The sequence below is a fragment of the Pseudomonas sp. PDM16 genome (assembly GCF_014851865.1).
GTDB lineage: Bacteria > Pseudomonadota > Gammaproteobacteria > Pseudomonadales > Pseudomonadaceae > Aquipseudomonas.
In genome coordinates, this window is sequence record NZ_JACVAM010000005.1 from 1 (window position 1) to 17,055 (window position 17,055).

A 17,055-nucleotide genomic window follows, 5' to 3' on the forward strand; every position below is an offset into this window, starting at 1 on the left:
CCGAACTCAGTAGTGAAACGACGCATCGCCGATGGTAGTGTGGGGTTTCCCCATGTGAGAGTAGGTCATCGTCAAGCTCCTATCCCCAAACCCCCATCCGAGCAATCGGGTGGGGGTTTGGCTTTTGGGTGCGAGAAAATCAGAAGCGACGTATGCCTAGGGAAGTCCTGAGACAGCTGGCGGAGTAGAGCGGGTCCATCCCACGTAGCGCGCATAAAGGCCACCATCTGCGGTGGCTTTTTCATGGGTGAATGGAGCAGCGGGCGCTCCTCGCACTCCCAGTTCTCCATTTCTAGGCAATTCAGACTCGCATCGCTATGATGCCTGCCTCGAAGGGCCCGCTGCATTTGCGGCTTGAACTAGAGGTTGAGGAACAACCTGATATGCGGCTTAAGTGCATCAAGCTGGCGGGCTTCAAGTCCTTTGTCGATCCGACCACTGTGAGCTTCCCCAGCAATATGGCGGCGGTGGTGGGGCCCAACGGCTGTGGTAAGTCCAACATTATCGACGCCGTGCGCTGGGTGATGGGCGAGAGTTCGGCGAAGAACCTGCGCGGCGAGTCGATGACTGACGTCATCTTCAACGGCTCCAATACGCGCAAACCGGTGACCCAGGCCTCCATCGAGCTGATCTTCGATAACTCGGACGGCAGCCTGGCCGGCGAGTACGCCGCCTTCGCCGAGATTTCCATCCGCCGCCGGGTGACCCGCGACTCGCAGAACACCTATTTCCTCAACGGCGTGAAATGCCGCCGGCGCGACATCACCGACATCTTCCTCGGCACCGGCCTGGGTCCGCGCAGCTACTCGATCATTGAGCAGGGCATGATCTCCAAGCTGATCGAGGCCAAGCCGGAAGACCTGCGCAACTTTATCGAGGAAGCCGCCGGCATCTCCAAGTACAAGGAGCGCCGCCGCGAGACCGAGAGCCGCATTCGCCGCACCCAGGAAAACCTGGCACGCCTGACCGACTTGCGTGAAGAGTTGGAGCGCCAGCTTGAACGTCTGCATCGGCAGGCCCAGGCCGCCGAGAAGTACCAGGAATACAAGGCCGAGGAGCGCCAGCTCAAGGCCCAGCTGTCGGCCTTGAAGTGGCAGGCCTTGAATCTGCAGGTAGGCAGCCGCGAGCAGGTGATCGGCGACCAGGAAGTGGCCTACGAGGCCCTGGTGGCCGAGCAGCGCAGCGCCGACGCCAGCATCGAGCGCCTGCGCGACGGGCACCACGAGCTGTCCGAGCGCTTCAACCAGGTGCAGGCGCGCTTCTATTCGGTGGGCGGCGATATCGCCCGGGTCGAGCAGAGCATCCAGCATGGCCAGCAGCGCCTGCGCCAGCTGCAGGACGACCTCAACGAGGCCGAGCGCGCGCGCCTGGAAACCGAATCGCACCTGGGCCATGACCGCACCCTGCTGGCCTCCCTGGGCGAAGAGCTGGCCATGCTCGAGCCGGAGCAGGAACTCACCAGCGCCGCCGCCGAAGAGTCCGCCGCGGCCCTGGAAGAGGCCGAAGGCGCCATGCACGGCTGGCAGGAACAGTGGGAGAGCTTCAACCAGCGCAGCGCCGAGCCGCGCCGCCAGGCCGAAGTGCAGCAGGCGCGTATCGCCCAGCTGGAACAGAGCCTGGAGCGTTTGGTCGAGCGCCAGCGCCGCCTGAATGACGAGTTGGCCCAACTGGCCGCCGATCCGGAAGATGCCGCGATCCTCGAGCTGGCCGAGCAACTGGCCGCCAGCGAGATGCAGCTGGACGAACTGCATGCTGCCGAAGAAGGCCAGGCCGAGCGTCTCGAGCAGCTGCGTGGCGAGCTGCAGCAGGCTACCCAGGCCCAGCAGCAGGCCCAGGGCGAACTGCAGCGACTGAACGGCCGTATCGCTTCGCTGGAGGCGCTGCAGCAGGCTGCGCTGAACCCCGGCAAAGGCGCCGCTGAATGGCTGCGTGAGCAGCAGCTGAGTAGCCGCCCGCGCCTGGCCGAAGGTCTGCGCGTGGAGAGCGGCTGGGAGCTGGCCGTGGAGACGGTGCTGGGCGCCGATCTGCAGGCCGTGCTGCTGGACGATTTCAATGGCTTGAACCTGAACGGCTTCGATCAGGGCGAGCTGCGTTTGATCAATCCGCAGGCCGGTGGCGCGCGCATCACCGGCAGCCTGCTGGACAAGGTCGAGGCGAATATCGACCTGGCGCCCTGGCTGGGCAAGGTGCGCCCGGTGGAGAGCCTGGATCAGGCTCTGGCCCAGCGCCTACAGCTGGGCGATGGCGAGTCGCTGATCAGTCGCGATGGCTATTGGGTCGGCCGACAGTTCCTGCGTGTGCGGCGTGCCAGCGAGGCTGAGAGCGGCGTGCTGGCGCGCGGCCAGGAGCTGGAGCGGCTACAGGCCGAGCGTGACGAGCGCGAAGCGTCCCTGGCCGATCTGGACGAGCGCCTGCAGCAGCTGCAGGCCGGTCAGCGCCAGCAGGAAGAGAGCCGCGAGCAGCAGCGCCGCTTGGTACAGGACGAGGCGCGCCGCCAGGGCGAGCTGAAGGCCAGGCTGTCTGCCGGCCAGGCCAAGGCCGAGCAGTTGGCCCTGCGCCGTCGCCGTCTGGAGGAAGAGCAGGGCGAGGCTGCCGAGCAGCGCGAGCTGGAGCAGGAAAGCCTGGGCGAGTCACGCCTGGTGCTGCAGGACGCGCTGGACGCCATGGCTGTCGACACCGAGCAGCGCGAGCAGCTGCTGGCTAGCCGTGACCAGCTGCGCGAGCGCCTCGACCGGGTGCGCCAGGAAGCGCGCCAGCACAAGGATCACGCCCATCAGCTGGCTGTACGCCTGGGTTCGATCAAGGCCCAGCACGAGTCAACGCGCCAGGCCCTGGAGCGCCTGGAACTGCAATTCGAGCGCGCCATCGAGCGTCGCGAGCAGCTCAACCTCAATCTGGAGGAGGGCGCCGCGCCGCTGGAAGAGCTGCGCATGAAACTCGAGGAGCTGCTGGACAAGCGCATGGGCGTGGAGGACGAGCTCAAGCTCGCCCGCCTGGCCCTGGAAGATGCTGACCGCGAGCTACGCGACGCCGAGAAGCGCCGCAGCCAGGCCGAGCAGCAGGCGCAACTGCTGCGTGGCCAGCTGGAACAGCAGCGCATGGACTGGCAAGGCCTGAACGTGCGGCGCAAGGCCCTGCAGGACCAGTTGCTGGAAGAGGGCTACGACCTGCACGGCGTGCTCGCCACTCTGCCGAGCGAAGCCAGTGAGGCTGCCTGGGAACAGCAACTGGAGCAGCTGGCGGCGCGTATCGGCCGTCTCGGCGCGATCAACCTGGCGGCCATCGACGAATACCAGCAGCAGTCCGAGCGCAAGCGCTACCTGGACGCGCAGAACGCTGACCTGGTGGAGGCGCTGGATACCCTGGAAAACGTCATCCGCAAGATCGACAAGGAAACCCGCAATCGCTTCAAAGACACCTTTGACCAGATCAACGCCGGCCTGCAGGCGCTGTTCCCCAAGGTGTTCGGCGGAGGTCACGCCTACCTGGAGCTGACCGGCGAAGACTTGCTGGATACCGGCGTGGCGATCATGGCGCGCCCGCCGGGCAAGAAGAACAGCACCATCCACCTGCTGTCCGGTGGAGAGAAGGCGCTGACCGCCCTGGCGCTGGTGTTCGCCATCTTCAAGTTGAACCCGGCGCCGTTCTGCATGCTCGATGAAGTGGACGCACCGCTCGACGACGCCAACGTCGGTCGCTACGCGCGGTTGGTCAAGGAGATGTCGGAGACGGTGCAGTTCATCTACATCACCCACAACAAGATCGCCATGGAGATGGCCGATCAGCTGATGGGGGTGACCATGCACGAGCCGGGTTGCTCGCGCCTGGTGGCGGTGGATGTTGAAGAGGCGATGAACCTGGTCGAGGCGTGAAACTTCAGGAAATGCCTTGCAGCGGTGCACATTTACCATTCGTCGTGCTAGCTTACACACACTTTTGTTACACGCGAAAAATCCTGTAGAAACATACAGTTGTTCGCGTTCCAAAAGGGCAGGAAGCCCTTATTTTCATTATGTTTTTTCATCGTTCAGGGGCTTGGGAGTTACATGGAGCTGCGCTATTGGCTGATCGTCGTGGGAGTCATCGTCATCGTCGGTATCCTATTTGATGGCTGGCGAAGGATGCGGGGCGGCAGTGGCAAGCTGAAATTCAAGCTGGACCACAGCTTCAGCAATCTGCCTGACGATGGCACTGATCCCGATCTGCTTGGCCCTGCACGAGTCATCGATCGCAAGCGCGAACCCGAATTCAACGAAGAAGACATGCCCTCCATGAGCGCCAGCGATATCAATCGCCGACGCAACCTGGAGCCTCATCAGGGCGACCTCAATCTCGATGCAGACGAGCCGGTGCCGACCCTTCTGACTCCAGTCGAAGAAGACGACAAGCCCTCTGCCAGGCCGCTCGATCAGCAGCCGGTAGAAGAGGTGCTGGTGATCAATGTGATCTCGCGCGACGCCGAAGGCTTCAAAGGCCCGGCACTTCTGCAGAATATTCTGGAGAGTGGCCTTCGCTTCGGCGAGATGGACATCTTCCATCGCCACGAGAGCATGGCCGGCAACGGCGAGGTGCTGTTCTCCATGGCCAATGGCGTCAAGCCGGGTACCTTCGACCTGGACGATTTCGAGCTGTTCTACACCCCGGCGGTGAGCTTCTTCCTCGGACTGCCGGGCCCGCGCCATCCGAAGCAGGCGTTCGACGTGATGATCGCCGCCGCCCGGAAGCTGGCTCATGAGTTGAACGGCGAGCTGAAGGACGACCAGCGCAGTGTGATGACCGCACAGACCATCGAGCACTACCGCCAGCGCATCGTCGAGTTCGAGCGCAAGAGGCAGCTCGCCGGCAAACGCTGATCGCTCCACCGCATGCAATCCCAAGAGCAGCCTAGGCTGCTCTTGGCGTTTTCAAGGACACACGCACCATGACCGACGCCGCCCAACGCATTACCGAGCTCCGTGCCGAGCTGGATGAGCACAACTACCGCTACTACGTGCTGGACGAGCCGAGTGTGCCGGACGCCGAGTACGACCGCCTGTTCCGCGAACTGCAGGCGTTGGAGGCGGAGCATCCCGAACTGGTGACGCCGGAATCGCCGACCCAGCGCGTGGGCGGCGAGGCGCTGAGCGCCTTCGGCGAGGTGCGCCACGAAGTACCCATGCTCAGCCTGGGCAACGCCTTCGAGGAAGAGGATCTGCGGGCCTTCGACCGCAGTGTGCAGAGCGGCCTCGGCATTTCGGGCGGAGCCCATACCGGAGACCTGTTCGGCGGCGGTGCCGAGGTGGAATACAGCTGCGAGCCCAAGCTCGATGGCCTGGCGGTCAGCCTGCTGTACCGCGACGGCCAGCTTGTGCGCGGTGCCACCCGTGGCGATGGCAGCACGGGCGAAGACATCAGCGCCAACGTGCGCACCATTCGCAACGTGCCGCTCAAGCTGCAGGGCTCGGGCTGGCCGGCGGTACTGGAAGTGCGTGGCGAGGTCTACATGCCCAAGGCCGGCTTCGACGAGCTCAATGCGCGTCAGGCCGAGAGCGGCGGCAAGACTTTCGCCAACCCACGCAACGCCGCGGCCGGCAGCCTGCGCCAGCTGGACCCACGCATCACCGCCAGCCGTCCGCTGGAGTTCTGCTGCTACGGCGTTGGCCAGGTCAGCGGTGAACTGCCGGCCACCCAGGTCGGCATGCTGCAGCAACTCAAGGCCTGGGGTGTCCCGATTAGTCGCGAGCTGAAACTGGCCAAGGGCGTGGAGGCCTGCCTGGATTATTACCGTGACATCGGCGAGCGGCGTATGGACCTGGCCTATGACATCGACGGCGTGGTGTTCAAGGTCAACAACATCGAGGACCAGCAGCAGCTGGGCTTCCGCGCGCGCACCCCGCATTGGGCGCTGGCCCACAAGTTCCCTGCCCAGGAAGAACTCACCGAGCTGCTGGATGTGGAGTTCCAGGTCGGCCGCACCGGCGCCGTCACTCCGGTGGCGCGCCTCAAGCCGGTCAAGGTGGCCGGCGTCATTGTGGCCAATGCCACGTTGCACAATATGGACGAGGTCGCTCGCCTGGGCCTGATGATCGGCGACACGGTGATCATTCGCCGCGCTGGCGACGTGATTCCACAGGTGATGCAGGTGGTCACCGAGCGTCGTCCCGCCGATGCTCGCCCGGTGCATGTGCCGGAGCAGTGCCCGGTGTGTGGCTCCGCGGTCGAGCGTACCCAGCTGGTCAAGCGCGCCAAAGGCAAGGAAACCACCAGCGAAGGCTCGGTCTACCGCTGCGTCGGTCGCCTGGCCTGCGGTGCCCAGCTCAAGCAGGCGATCATTCACTTCGCCTCGCGCCGTGCGCTGGATATCGAGGGCCTGGGCGACAAGATCGTCGAGCAACTGGTGGACACCGGCCTGGTGGCCTCGCCGGCCGACCTGTTTACCCTGACCTACGAGCAGGTGGTGGTGCTGGAGGGCTTCGCCGACCTGTCGACCCGCAACCTGCTGGCGGCGATCAAGGCCAGTGCCAAGCCGACGCTGGCGCGCTTTATCTATGCCCTGGGCATCCCGGATGTGGGCGAGGAAACCGCCAAGCTGCTGGCCCGTGCCCTTGGCTCGCTGGCTCGCATCCGCCAAGCGCTGCCAGAGGTGTTGACCTATCTACCGGATGTGGGCCTGGAGGTGGCGTTCGAGATCCACAATTTCTTCGGCGACGCGCACAACCTCAAGGTCATTGATGACCTGTTGGCGCGGGGTGTCGAGCTGCAGGAGGAAGGCGATCTCAGCCCCGAGTTCTCTGCCTGCGCCACGCTGCCGGGATTCATCGACAAGCTCAACATCCCCTTCATCGCCGCCACCGGTGCGGAGAAGTTGGCGGCGAAATTCGGCTCTCTGGAGGGCGTGATCAAGGCCGACTGGCTGGATCTGCGCCAGGTGGAGCGTCTCAACGAGAAGGCCGCCAAGTCCCTGCGCGACTTCTTTGACGTACCGGGCAACGCCGAGCGTGCCACACGGATCGAGGCGCAATTGCGTGACTTCGGCATGCACTGGCAGAGCGAGAAGAAAGTGGTCGAAGGCCTGCCGCTGGCCGGGCAGACCTGGGTGTTGACCGGCACGCTAGAGGCGCTGAGCCGCGATGCTGGCAAGGAAAAACTGGAGAGCCTGGGCGCCAAGGTGGCCGGTTCGGTGTCGGCCAAGACTGCCTGCGTGGTGGCGGGTCCGGGGGCGGGCTCCAAGCTGGTCAAGGCCACCGAGCTTGGGGTTCGTGTGATGGATGAAGAGGCATTCATCGCCTTGCTCGTGGAGCACGGGATGGCTCCCTGACCTCTGGGGTTGGGGCCGAGGCGGCCCCTATGTCTTTCAGTTCAGGCCGTCGACCAGAGCCTTGGCTGGTACCAGTTTTATAGCCTTCTTGGCGGCGATCTGGATCGGCTTGCCGGTGGCCGGATTGCGGCCGGTACGGGCCGGGCGCTCGGTCACCTTGAGTTTGCCGATACCGGGAAGGCTGATCTCGCCGTCATTTTCCAAAGCGTCGGCCACGATGTCGCCCAACTGCTCCAGGAGCGCTCGTACATCCGTCTTCTGCAGGTCGGTGGATTCGGCGAGGTCGGATATCAACTGATCTTTGGTAATGGCCATGAGGCACTCCATGCAGGGTGGGGAAGGCCCTTGGGCGGGCTTTACGGCGGGCACGCTACCACAAAGCGGTGAAGAATGAGGGCGGCTATGCTGGAGGCATAACATCACTGCCTGTCTCGGAGCCGATCATGCTGCGTCTGTTTGCCGACCTCGGTTTTCGCTGGAAAATTGCCCTGCCGATTCTCCTGCTCGCCCTGTTGCTGCTCGTGATGGGCGGACTCGGCATGCAGGGCATCGGTCAGGTGGCCGACTCCAGTACCCGTCTGACCAATCGCTATCTGCCCGCCATCAGTCTGCTGCTCAATGCCGACCGGGACCTGTATCAGGCCTTCGTTGCCGAGCGCAGTCTGCTCGATGAGGCGGCAGGGCAATATGCCGATGCACTCAAGGCGTCCCATGCGGAGAACCTGCAGCAGGCCTACGACCGGGTGCACAAGTATGCAGATATGCAGCCAGGACCGGAGGCCACCAGGTTGGTTGCCGATTTCGACCGAGGTTTCGCGCAGTGGAAGGCGACATCCGGCCGGGTGGTCGAGCTTTCGTCCAGTGATCCGACTGCGGCTTCGATACTGAGCTATGGGGACAGCGAGGCACACTTCGAGGCGATGCGCGCCCCTATCGACCAGCTCGGTGAGCTGGAGGATGGCGCAGCCAATTCCGAGGGCGCAGCCGCTATCGAGTTGGGCGACAGACGCAGTTGGCAGCAGGGTATGGTAATCGTCATCGGCCTGCTGCTCTGTGTCGTGCTGGTTCTGGGGTTTCCTGCCCTGGTCACGCGTCCGCTGCACAATCTGCTCAACCGTATCGAGCAGATTGCCGAGGGCGATGGCGACCTTCGAGTGCGCCTGGAGGTGCAGTCGCGCGATGAGCTGGGCAAGCTCAGCGATGCTTTCAACCGCTTCCTCGACAAGTTACAGCCGCTGATCCGCGAGGTCGGCAGGGTAACCGGCGAAGTCGCCGACTCGGCGCAGACCCTGGCCGGCATGGCGGCCGCCAACGACCGGCTGATCAGCAGTGAGCACGCGGCGGTCGATCAGGTCAGTACCGCCGCTACCGAGATGAGCGCCGCGGTGCATGAGGTGGCGCGCAATGCGCAGAACGCCGCCGATGCTGCGCGCAGTGCCGAGGTGCAGTCTCGCGAGGGTGCGGAGGTGGTGGGGGCTACCATCCATGCCATCCGCCAACTGGCCCATGAGGTCGAGAGCGCGTCCGATACGATCCAGACCCTAGAGCAGGAGACAGCCAACATCGGTGCCGTGCTGGCGGTGATCAAGGGTATTGCCGAGCAGACCAATCTTCTGGCGCTCAACGCGGCCATCGAGGCTGCACGGGCTGGAGAGCAGGGCCGCGGCTTCGCTGTGGTGGCCGACGAGGTACGCGCTCTGGCGGCACGTACCCAGGATTCGACCAAGGACATCCAGGAGATGATCGAGCGCCTGCAGTCTGGCGTGCAGAATGCGGTCAAGGCCATGCATTCCGGTAGCGCCAAGGCTCGCGACAGCGTGGAGCGTGCGGCCGGTGTCGATGGTGCGCTGTCGGCGACAGGTGATTCGGTGGCGCGAATCAACGACATGGCCGCGCAGATCGCCACCGCCTGCGAGGAGCAGAGCAGTGTGACCGAGGAGATCGCCCGCAACATCAGCGATATCCGCGATCTCTCCAATGAAGCGGCGCAGACGTCCGAGCAGAGTACCCAGGCCAGCGCCCGGTTGTCCGAGCTATCCCACGGGCTGGCGCAGCTGGTCGGGCGCTTCAGGGTCTGAGCCGCTGGGCTAAGTACTTGAAGTGCTTGTAACTTTGCGTTCAGCCAGTACAATGGCGCGGCCCGTCTCCTGACGGGCTTCGTTATGGTGGTCCCATCGGTCCCCCCGCAACGATTACCCGTTAACCTGGTCAGGTCCGGAAGGAAGCAGCCACAGCGGGAACATCGTGTGCCGGGGTGTGGCTGGTGGGGCCGCCTCCAGTCTCTCCCTCGAATCATTTCCTCAACGGCCTCTTGCCGCGCTTCGTTGTGCCTAGCGGAAATCCCGGCTGCGCACGTCCAGTCCGTCGAGCAGGGGGGTTAGGTCGTGCAGGCGTCCGGCGATCACGTGGCGCACGCCACTCTTTTCTTCCAGATGACCGTCCACCTGCATCAGCTTGGTTCCGACCAGTACCCGGCGCTGGCGCTCTGCCAGCTCGTGGCGGACCACCACGTTGACCATGCCGTGTTCATCCTCGAGGGTGACGAAGGTGATGCCGCTGGCGGTCTGCGGGCGCTGGCGGCCGGTGACCACCCCGGCGATCTTCACCAGTCGGCCGTTGGTTACCAATAGCAAGTCCGCGGAGCTGCGGCAGCGCCGGGCCCGCAGCGTCTCGCGCAGCAGGCTCAGGGGGTGCGGGCCGAGGGTGGTGCCGCTGGTGGCGTAGTCGCAGAGCACGTCTTCACCCACGCTTGGCACCGGTAGCTCGATCTCTGCATCGACACTCACTGGTAGCGTGGCGAACAGCGGCGCCTGTTGTTCCACGCCAGCTACTGCCCAGCGCGCCTGGTGGCGGTTGCCCGCCAGACCGTGCAGTGCACCGGCATCGGCGAGCAGTGCGCGGCAGCGCGAGTCCAGCTGGGCACGCAGGCAGAGATTGGCAGCATCGGTGAAGGGGCGTTCCCGGCGCGTGTCCTCCAGGCGCTGTACATCCACCTCGCGCAGTCCGCGTATCAGGCGCAGGCCCAGACGGATGGCTGGCTGCTCGCCAGTGGTCGACTCCAGGCTGCAGTCCCAGGTGCTGTGCCGCACATCCAACGCTCGTATCTCGACGCCATGGCGACGGGCGTCCTGCAGCAGCTGGTCGGGGCTGTAGAAGCCCATCGGCCAGCTGTTGATCAGGGCGCAGACGAAGGCCGCCGGCTCGTGGCACTTCAGCCAGCTGCTGGCGTAGGTGAGCAGGGCGAAGCTGGCGGCGTGGGATTCGGGGAAACCGTAGTCGCCGAAGCCCTTGATCTGCTCGAAGATGCGCGCGGCGAACTCGGCGGTATAGCCGCGCTCCAGCATGCCCTGGGTGAGCTTCTGCCGATGTGGTTCCAGGCCGCCACGGCGCTTCCAGGCGGCCATGCAGCGGCGCAGGTCATCCGCCTCGCCGGGGGTATAGCCGGCGGCGACCACCGCCAGCTCCATCACCTGCTCCTGGAACAGGGGGATGCCCAGAGTGCGTTCGAATACGGGTTTGAGTGCTTCGCTGGGGTAGCTGACCTCCTCTTCGCCATTTCGGCGACGCAGGTAGGGATGGACCATGTCGCCCTGGATCGGCCCCGGGCGAACGATGGCCACCTCAATCACCAGGTCGTAATAACTCCGTGGCTTCAGGCGCGGCAGCATGGCCATCTGTGCCCGCGACTCGATCTGGAACACGCCGATGGTGTCGGCGCGGCCGATCATGTCGTAGGTGGGGCCGTCGTTGGTTGGCAAGCTCGCCAGGGTCCAGGGTTGCGTGCCGCGGTAGCGCGAGATCAGGTCGAAGCAGCGGCGCAGGGCGCTGAGCATACCCAGCGCCAGCACATCGACCTTGAGCAGGCCGACCTCGTCCAGGTCGTCCTTGTCCCACTGGATGACCGTGCGCTCGGCCATGGCGGTGTTCTCCACCGGCACCAGTTCGCTCAAAGGGCGATCGGAGATGACGAAGCCGCCGGGGTGCTGCGATAGATGCCGGGGAAAGCCGACCAGTTGCCCGGTCAGCGCCAGGATGCGGCGCAGCTGCGGACTCTGCGGGTCGAAGCCGGCCTCGGCCAGACGCTCGTCCGGGGGCAGGCGGTCGGTCCAGCGCCCGCAGCAGTCGGCCAGGGCACCCTGTTGTTCGGCAGGCAGGCCGAGGGTCTTGGCCACTTCGCGGATGGCGCCGGCGGCGTGGTAGCTGTTGACCACCGCGGTGAGTGCTGCGCGATCGCGGCCATATCGGCGGAATACGTACTGGATGACTTCTTCGCGGCGCTCGTGCTCGAAGTCGACATCGATATCTGGCGGCTCGTTGCGTTCGCGGGAGAGAAAACGCTCGAACAGCAGGTTGGTATGTGTCGGGTCGAGCTCGGTGATGCCGAGGGTGAAACACACCGCCGAGTTGGCCGCCGAGCCGCGGCCCTGGCAGAGGATGTGCTGGCTACGGGCGAAGGCGACGATGTCTTGCACGGTGAGGAAATAGCTCTCGTACTTCAGTTCGGCGATCAGCGTCAGCTCCTTTTCCAGCTGGTCACGGACCTTCTGCGCCACGCCGTCCGGCCAGCGCTTGCGGGATCCTTCCTCGACCAGATGGCGCAGCCAGGTGGTAGCCGTCTGGCCGGGCGGAACGACCTCGTGGGGATACTCGTACTTCAGCTGGTCTAGGTTGAAATCGCATTGCTCGGCGATGCGCAGGCTCTCCTCCAGTAGAGCTGGTGGATACAACTCCTGCAGCTCGTCCAGGCGGCGCAGGTGGCGTTCGCCATTGGTGAACAGATGCTGCCCGGCCTCGGCCACCGGCAGGTGGTGGCGGATGGCTGTCATGCAGTCCTGCAGGGCGCGACGGCCACGGGCGTGCATGTGCACGTCACCGCAGGCCACCGCGGGAGTGCCGGTTCGCTCGGCCAGCGCCAGCAGGCCGGCCAGCCGGGCGGCATCATCCGGGCCGCGGTGTAGCTCCACGCCCAGCCACAGGCGATGTGCGAAACGCTCACTGAGCCAGCTGCCGTCGTCGTGCGGGCCATCGGGCAGCCAGATGGCCATCAGGCCGTCGAGCGGGTCCAGCAGATCCTCGTGCAGCAGGCGGTAGCGGCCCTTTCCTGCGCGGCGGCGGGCGTGGGTGATCAGCTGGCTGAGCCTCTGATAGCCGGCGAGGTTGCTGGCCAGCAGGACCAGCTTGGGGCCGGCCTCGAGGCGTACCTCGCTACCGACGATCAGTGCCAGACTGCTGGCCTTGGCCGCCTGCCAGGCGCGGACGATGCCGGCCAGGCTGCATTCATCGGTGATCGCCAGAGCGTGATAGCCCAGGCGCTTGGCGCGCTCGAACAACTCCAGGGCGCTGGATGCACCGCGCTGGAAGCTGAAATTGGACAGACAATGCAGCTCGGCATAGCCGCTCATGCGAACCACCCGTGCAACTGGAAGGGTTCATCCTTGGCGGTGTGCCGGAACACCCAGGCCCGCTGGCCGTTACGCGTCTCCACCAGGAAATAGTCGCGGCGCAGATCTCCCCCGTCCCACCAGCCAGACTCGATGCGCTCCGGGCCGGCGAGTATGCGTGCCAGCGGTTCGCGCAACGGCTGCGGCTCAGGCAGCAGCCAGCCCGGGCGTGGCAGGCCCGTGAGGGGCGGGGCTCTGCCGGGTAGGGGACGCCAGGCCATCTCGGGGCGCGGGTCGGCATGGGCATTGATGCCATGCAGTGCCCCATCGCCGAGGCGTGCACGCAGGCGTTCGCGCAACTGTTCCCAGCTCTGGTTCTGCTGCGGGCGGGGATCGAACAGTTCGTGGCATTCGGGGACGAAGCCCGGCAGGTCTCGGGCCGTCAGGGTCAGAGCCAATACCGGAGCGGGCAATTGCAGTTGTTCGAGGCGTGCTCGGGTCAGTTCGAAGAGCAGGTTTACGTCTCGCTCAGCAGAAAGCAGGCCGACCTTGAGTTCGGTCGCCATGCCGCTGCGGTGTTCCAGAAACAGGCTGAAGCGTTGCACGCCACCGTCGCGACCTGCCAGATAGGCTGCCAGGTCACCCAGCATGCGCCGGAGTGGGAAGAGCAGGGCCTGGTGTGATTTCACCTCGAAGTTCAGCTCGATTCGGGTAATGAACTCGTCGGGAGGCAGGTAGAACTCCAGCCCCAGAGGGCGATGGCCGAGCAATTGGTCCAGTTGTTCCAGTAACCGTGGTGGAAAGCGCCTGGCCAGGCTTTCGCGCGGTACCTGCAGGACCTGGCCTATCTGGCGCAGGCCCATGCGTATCAAGGCCGTGGACATCTCATCTGGCAGGCTCGCGCGATTGACCTGCAGGCGGGCGATGGCCTGTGGTAGTTCCCGGTCATCGATCGCCAAGCCGTCGCTAGCATTGGCCAAGGCGCGGGCGGCGGCCGGGTTGGGGGCCAGAACGATGCGATGGCGATAGCCCAGGGTATTCAGCTCCATGCGCAGACGTTGCTCCAGGCGGGACCAGGGACCGAGCAGGGCCAGGCTGGTGTGCACTTCCAACAAGAGCGCGCGCGGGTAGCGCAGGCTGACCTGGGAGCTGAAACGATAGGCCCAGGCGGCGAGGAACTGCTGGCAGCGCTCCACGGCGGCCAGGTCGTAATCGGCTGTGATGAAGTCTCTGCTCAGCAGCTGTGCGGCACTCAGCGTCATGCCAGGACGCAGGCCGAGATCGCGAGCAGCGGGATTGAGTGTCTGCAGCACACGGCGATTGGCCGGGCCGGAGAGCAGGGCCAGGGGTGCCAGCGGATCGTCGCGCTGGCGCAGTGCATGGTCCAGCGCCAACTGTGGCAGAAGAATGCAGACCCAGCGCATCTGAAGCTCAGAGCGCAATGGCGCGAGTGGGAGCCACGCCGCCGCGGCACTTGAGCACCCGCACCCGTGCAGGTCCCTCCAGCAGCAGACGCAGGGCGGCGGGCGAGGAGTTGGCAGCGGCGCTGGCTGGGCGATAGGCGAACCCCAGGGTCTGGCCGGCCTCTGCGGCCACCTGCAGGCGGCGCAGTGCCCGATCACTGGCCTGGCGTGGCCAGCACAGTACGGCGCCGCAGGTGCCGGAACGCAGGCATTGCTCGGCAGCCCAGAGGGCATCGTCCTCGCTGGCGCGTACGATCTCCAGGCGTTGCAGGTCGATGCCAGCCGCCTGCCAGGCGGGAGCGTAGGGTAGGAAGGGGGGCGCGATGAGCATTAAGCGTTCACCTGCTTGGCTGAGCCGAACCAGGGTTGGCCACAGCAGGGTCAGCTCCCCCAGGCCGGGCAGCGGCAGGAGGATTTCGCTGAGTGCTGCTTCCGGCCAGCCGCCACTGGGCAGGGCCGCGTCCAGTTCCGCATGGCCGCTGGGCTGCTGGGTGATGGGTTGCCCATGAGGCCGTCCTTTCCAGATGCGGCGATCATCGAGCAGACGATCCAGATCGATGGCCAGTGAGCTCATGGGCGGCCTCGAACCGGGTATAGGAAGGGGATGGGCATAACTAAAAATAGCCATAATACTGTATATAAAAACAGTATTTGATGGCGCGTGTGTCTGCAAGCTCCGTCCGACGAAGGCGAGAGTCCTGGAGTGGCATGGCGGATGCAATTTGCCCGGTGCTCCGCTAGGATTAGCCACTTCCGCTATCCCAGCTGCGACGGTTTTTCATGAGTTATCAGGTTCTTGCACGCAAATGGCGCCCGCGCAGCTTCCGCGAGATGGTCGGGCAGACCCATGTGCTCAAGGCTCTGATCAACGCCCTGGACAGTCAGCGTCTGCACCATGCCTACCTGTTCACCGGTACCCGCGGCGTGGGCAAGACCACCATCGCGCGGATCATCGCCAAGTGCCTGAACTGCGAAACCGGCATCAGCTCCACGCCTTGTGGCACCTGCTCGGTATGCCGGGAGATCGACGAGGGCCGCTTCGTCGACCTGATCGAGGTGGACGCCGCGAGCCGCACCAAGGTCGAGGACACCCGCGAGCTGCTGGAGAACGTGCAGTACGCACCGAGCCGCGGGCGCTACAAGGTCTACCTGATCGACGAAGTGCACATGCTCTCCACGCACTCGTTCAACGCGCTGCTCAAGACCCTCGAAGAGCCGCCACCCCACGTCAAGTTCCTGCTCGCCACCACCGACCCGCAGAAGCTGCCGGTCACCATCCTCTCGCGCTGCCTGCAGTTCTCGCTGAAGAACATGCCGCCGGAGCGGGTGGTCGAGCACCTGACCCACGTACTGACCGCCGAGAGCATTCCATTCGAGGAAGACGCCCTGTGGCTGCTCGGCCGTGCCGCCGATGGCTCGATGCGCGACGCCATGAGCCTCACCGACCAGGCCATTGCCTTCGGCGAGGGCAAGGTCCTGGCGACCGACGTGCGTTCGATGCTCGGCACCCTCGATCACGGTCAGGTCTACGGCGTGCTGCATGCACTGCTGGAAGGAGATGCCCGTGCGCTGCTCGAAGCGGTGCGCCATCTGGCCGAGCAGGGCCCGGACTGGAGCGGCGTGCTCGCCGAGATGCTCAACGTGCTGCACCGCGTGGCCATCGCCCAGGCGCTGCCGGAGGCCGTGGACAATGGCCAGGGCGACCGCGACAAGGTGCTGGCGCTGGCCCAGGCGCTACCGGCCGAAGACGTGCAGTTCTACTACCAGATGGGCCTGATCGGCCGCCGCGATTTGCCGCTGGCGCCGGACCCGCGTGGTGGTTTCGAGATGGTGCTGCTGCGCATGCTGGCGTTCCGCCCAGCGGATGCCGACGGTGCGCCCAGGTCGCCACTAAAGAATCTGGGGATCAGCAAGGCCACAGCTGATTCCGACAAGACCCCAGTGGCCGGCGCAGCCCCCGTTGCCGCGCCGGCCGCTATCGTTGCTCCGGTTGCTCCGGTTGCTCCGGTTGTTGCGCAGCCTGTGCCTGCCCCCGAGCCTGTCGCGGCTCCGGCTCCGGCTCCGGCTCCGGCTCCGGCTCCGGCTCCGGCTCCAGTGGCTGCTGTCCCAGCGCCCGTACCTGCACCTGCACCGGTGATCGCACCTCCGCCGGCCGAGTTGGCGGTGGCGCTCGCCGAACCTGTCGCGGCCGTCGATGTGCCTTGGGAAACTGGCGCGCCAGCTCCGCTCGAGGAGAGCCTGCCGGTTGCACCGGTACAGGCGCCGGTCGCGCCTCAGGCCGCTATCGTCGAAGGCCCAGCCGATACACCGGTTGCAGTGCCGCTGGGCGAGTCGGCGGCGCAGGTGGTCGATGCAGCTGCGAGTGCGCCGGTCGTCAGTGCCGAGGCGGACGATGACGAGGAGCCGCCACCTGGCGACTACGACTACTACGAGCCTGATGCCGACAGTCTCGATTACGACTTCGACGCGCCTGCCGCTGCTCCGGCGGAGCCCGAGCCGCTGCCGGCTTCGCAGCCGGCCACCGGGCTGGCTGCCGAGTGGCTGGACCTGTTCCCGCGCCTGGGTCTGTCCGGCATGACCGGCAGCATCGGCGCCAACTGCACCCTGATCGAGGCCAACGGCGACGACTGGCTGCTGCACCTGGACCCGGCGCACAGCGCGCTGTTCAATGCCACCCAGCAGCGCCGCCTGAATGAGGCACTGAACCAGCACCTGGGGCGCGACCTGAAGCTGCGTATCGAGCTGATTCGCCCCGAGCAGGAAACCCCGGCCCAGGCCGCCTCGCGCAAGCGTGCGGAGCGCCAGCGCCAGGCAGAGCAGTCGATCCATGACGATCCGATCGTGCAGCAGATGATTCAACAGTTTGGCGCGTCGATCCGCGCCGACTCCATCGAACCCCTGACTCCCTGAGTCG

Annotated in this window: 9 protein-coding genes, 1 other RNA gene and 1 pseudogene; 7 read left to right on the forward strand and 4 right to left on the reverse strand. The window is 65.4% G+C overall.

Features of this window, described 5'->3' with window-relative positions; all coding sequences use genetic code 11:
• Positions 1-383 precede the first annotated feature (383 nt).
• From smc to ligA, 3 genes are all read left to right on the forward strand, one after another.
• A complete protein-coding gene (smc, locus tag IB234_RS17080; protein WP_192320099.1) occupies positions 384-3,872 on the forward strand; it encodes a chromosome segregation protein SMC in 3,489 nt (1,162 codons plus the stop codon).
• A gap of 174 nt (positions 3,873-4,046) precedes the next feature.
• Positions 4,047-4,853, forward strand: a complete 807-nt coding sequence (gene zipA, locus IB234_RS17085; RefSeq protein WP_192320101.1) for a cell division protein ZipA — start codon at positions 4,047-4,049, stop codon at positions 4,851-4,853.
• A 68-nt stretch (positions 4,854-4,921) separates the two neighbouring features.
• Positions 4,922-7,297: an NAD-dependent DNA ligase LigA gene (gene ligA / locus IB234_RS17090; RefSeq protein WP_192320103.1), complete on the forward strand. Its 2,376-nt coding sequence runs from the start codon at positions 4,922-4,924 to the stop codon at positions 7,295-7,297.
• Between the two features lie 36 nt (positions 7,298-7,333).
• Here ligA and IB234_RS17095 read toward each other — a convergent pair whose 3' ends face one another.
• On the reverse strand, positions 7,334-7,612 hold the full coding sequence (locus IB234_RS17095) for an HU family DNA-binding protein (protein ID WP_192320105.1): 279 nt from the start codon (positions 7,610-7,612) through the stop codon (positions 7,334-7,336).
• Positions 7,613-7,740: 128 nt separating this feature from the next.
• Here IB234_RS17095 and IB234_RS24440 point away from each other — a divergent pair.
• From IB234_RS24440 to ffs, 3 genes and pseudogenes are all read left to right on the forward strand, one after another.
• Positions 7,741-8,517 (forward strand): annotated as a pseudogene (locus IB234_RS24440) (MCP four helix bundle domain-containing protein); the annotation flags it as partial.
• 78 nt (positions 8,518-8,595) lie between these two features.
• Entirely contained in the window at positions 8,596-9,375 is a 780-nt protein-coding gene (locus IB234_RS24445; protein ID WP_412547928.1) for a methyl-accepting chemotaxis protein, read from the forward strand.
• Positions 9,376-9,469: 94 nt separating this feature from the next.
• An RNA gene (gene ffs / locus IB234_RS17105) (signal recognition particle sRNA small type) lies at positions 9,470-9,566 on the forward strand.
• Between the two features lie 61 nt (positions 9,567-9,627).
• Here the strand turns inward: ffs and IB234_RS17110 are convergent.
• From IB234_RS17110 to imuA, 3 genes are read right to left on the reverse strand one after another with little or no spacing between them, the layout of a single operon-like run.
• On the reverse strand, positions 9,628-12,699 hold the full coding sequence (locus tag IB234_RS17110) for an error-prone DNA polymerase (protein WP_192320109.1): 3,072 nt from the start codon (positions 12,697-12,699) through the stop codon (positions 9,628-9,630).
• Complete coding sequence (locus IB234_RS17115) at positions 12,696-14,102, reverse strand: Y-family DNA polymerase (protein ID WP_192320112.1); 1,407 nt, start codon at positions 14,100-14,102, stop codon at positions 12,696-12,698. The genes IB234_RS17110 and IB234_RS17115 overlap by 4 nt, the downstream gene beginning before the upstream one ends.
• A 7-nt stretch (positions 14,103-14,109) precedes the next feature.
• Positions 14,110-14,715 carry a translesion DNA synthesis-associated protein ImuA gene (gene imuA / locus IB234_RS17120; RefSeq protein ID WP_192320114.1) on the reverse strand — a complete coding sequence of 202 codons (606 nt, stop codon included), beginning with the start codon at positions 14,713-14,715 and terminating at the stop codon, positions 14,110-14,112.
• A 206-nt stretch (positions 14,716-14,921) separates the two neighbouring features.
• On the opposite strand from imuA, the gene dnaX reads away from it, so the two are divergent.
• Positions 14,922-17,051, forward strand: coding sequence for a DNA polymerase III subunit gamma/tau (dnaX, locus tag IB234_RS17125; RefSeq protein WP_192320117.1), 2,130 nt, complete (start codon positions 14,922-14,924; stop codon positions 17,049-17,051).
• Positions 17,052-17,055 lie beyond the last annotated feature (4 nt).

What these genes read in the sequence shown, in the direction of transcription:
- IB234_RS17115 (WP_192320112.1), bottom strand. Translation starts at nt 14,102, where the DNA reads ATGCGCTGGGTCTGCATTCTTCTGCCACAGTTGGCGCTGGACCATGCA.
- zipA (WP_192320101.1), top strand. Translation starts at nt 4,047, where the DNA reads ATGGAGCTGCGCTATTGGCTGATCGTCGTGGGAGTCATCGTCATCGTC.
- ligA (WP_192320103.1), top strand. Translation starts at nt 4,922, where the DNA reads ATGACCGACGCCGCCCAACGCATTACCGAGCTCCGTGCCGAGCTGGAT.
- IB234_RS17095 (WP_192320105.1), bottom strand. Translation starts at nt 7,612, where the DNA reads ATGGCCATTACCAAAGATCAGTTGATATCCGACCTCGCCGAATCCACC.
- IB234_RS17110 (WP_192320109.1), bottom strand. Translation starts at nt 12,699, where the DNA reads ATGAGCGGCTATGCCGAGCTGCATTGTCTGTCCAATTTCAGCTTCCAG.
- dnaX (WP_192320117.1), top strand. Translation starts at nt 14,922, where the DNA reads ATGAGTTATCAGGTTCTTGCACGCAAATGGCGCCCGCGCAGCTTCCGC.
- imuA (WP_192320114.1), bottom strand. Translation starts at nt 14,715, where the DNA reads ATGAGCTCACTGGCCATCGATCTGGATCGTCTGCTCGATGATCGCCGC.
- smc (WP_192320099.1), top strand. Translation starts at nt 384, where the DNA reads ATGCGGCTTAAGTGCATCAAGCTGGCGGGCTTCAAGTCCTTTGTCGAT.
- IB234_RS24445 (WP_412547928.1), top strand. Translation starts at nt 8,596, where the DNA reads ATGGCGGCCGCCAACGACCGGCTGATCAGCAGTGAGCACGCGGCGGTC.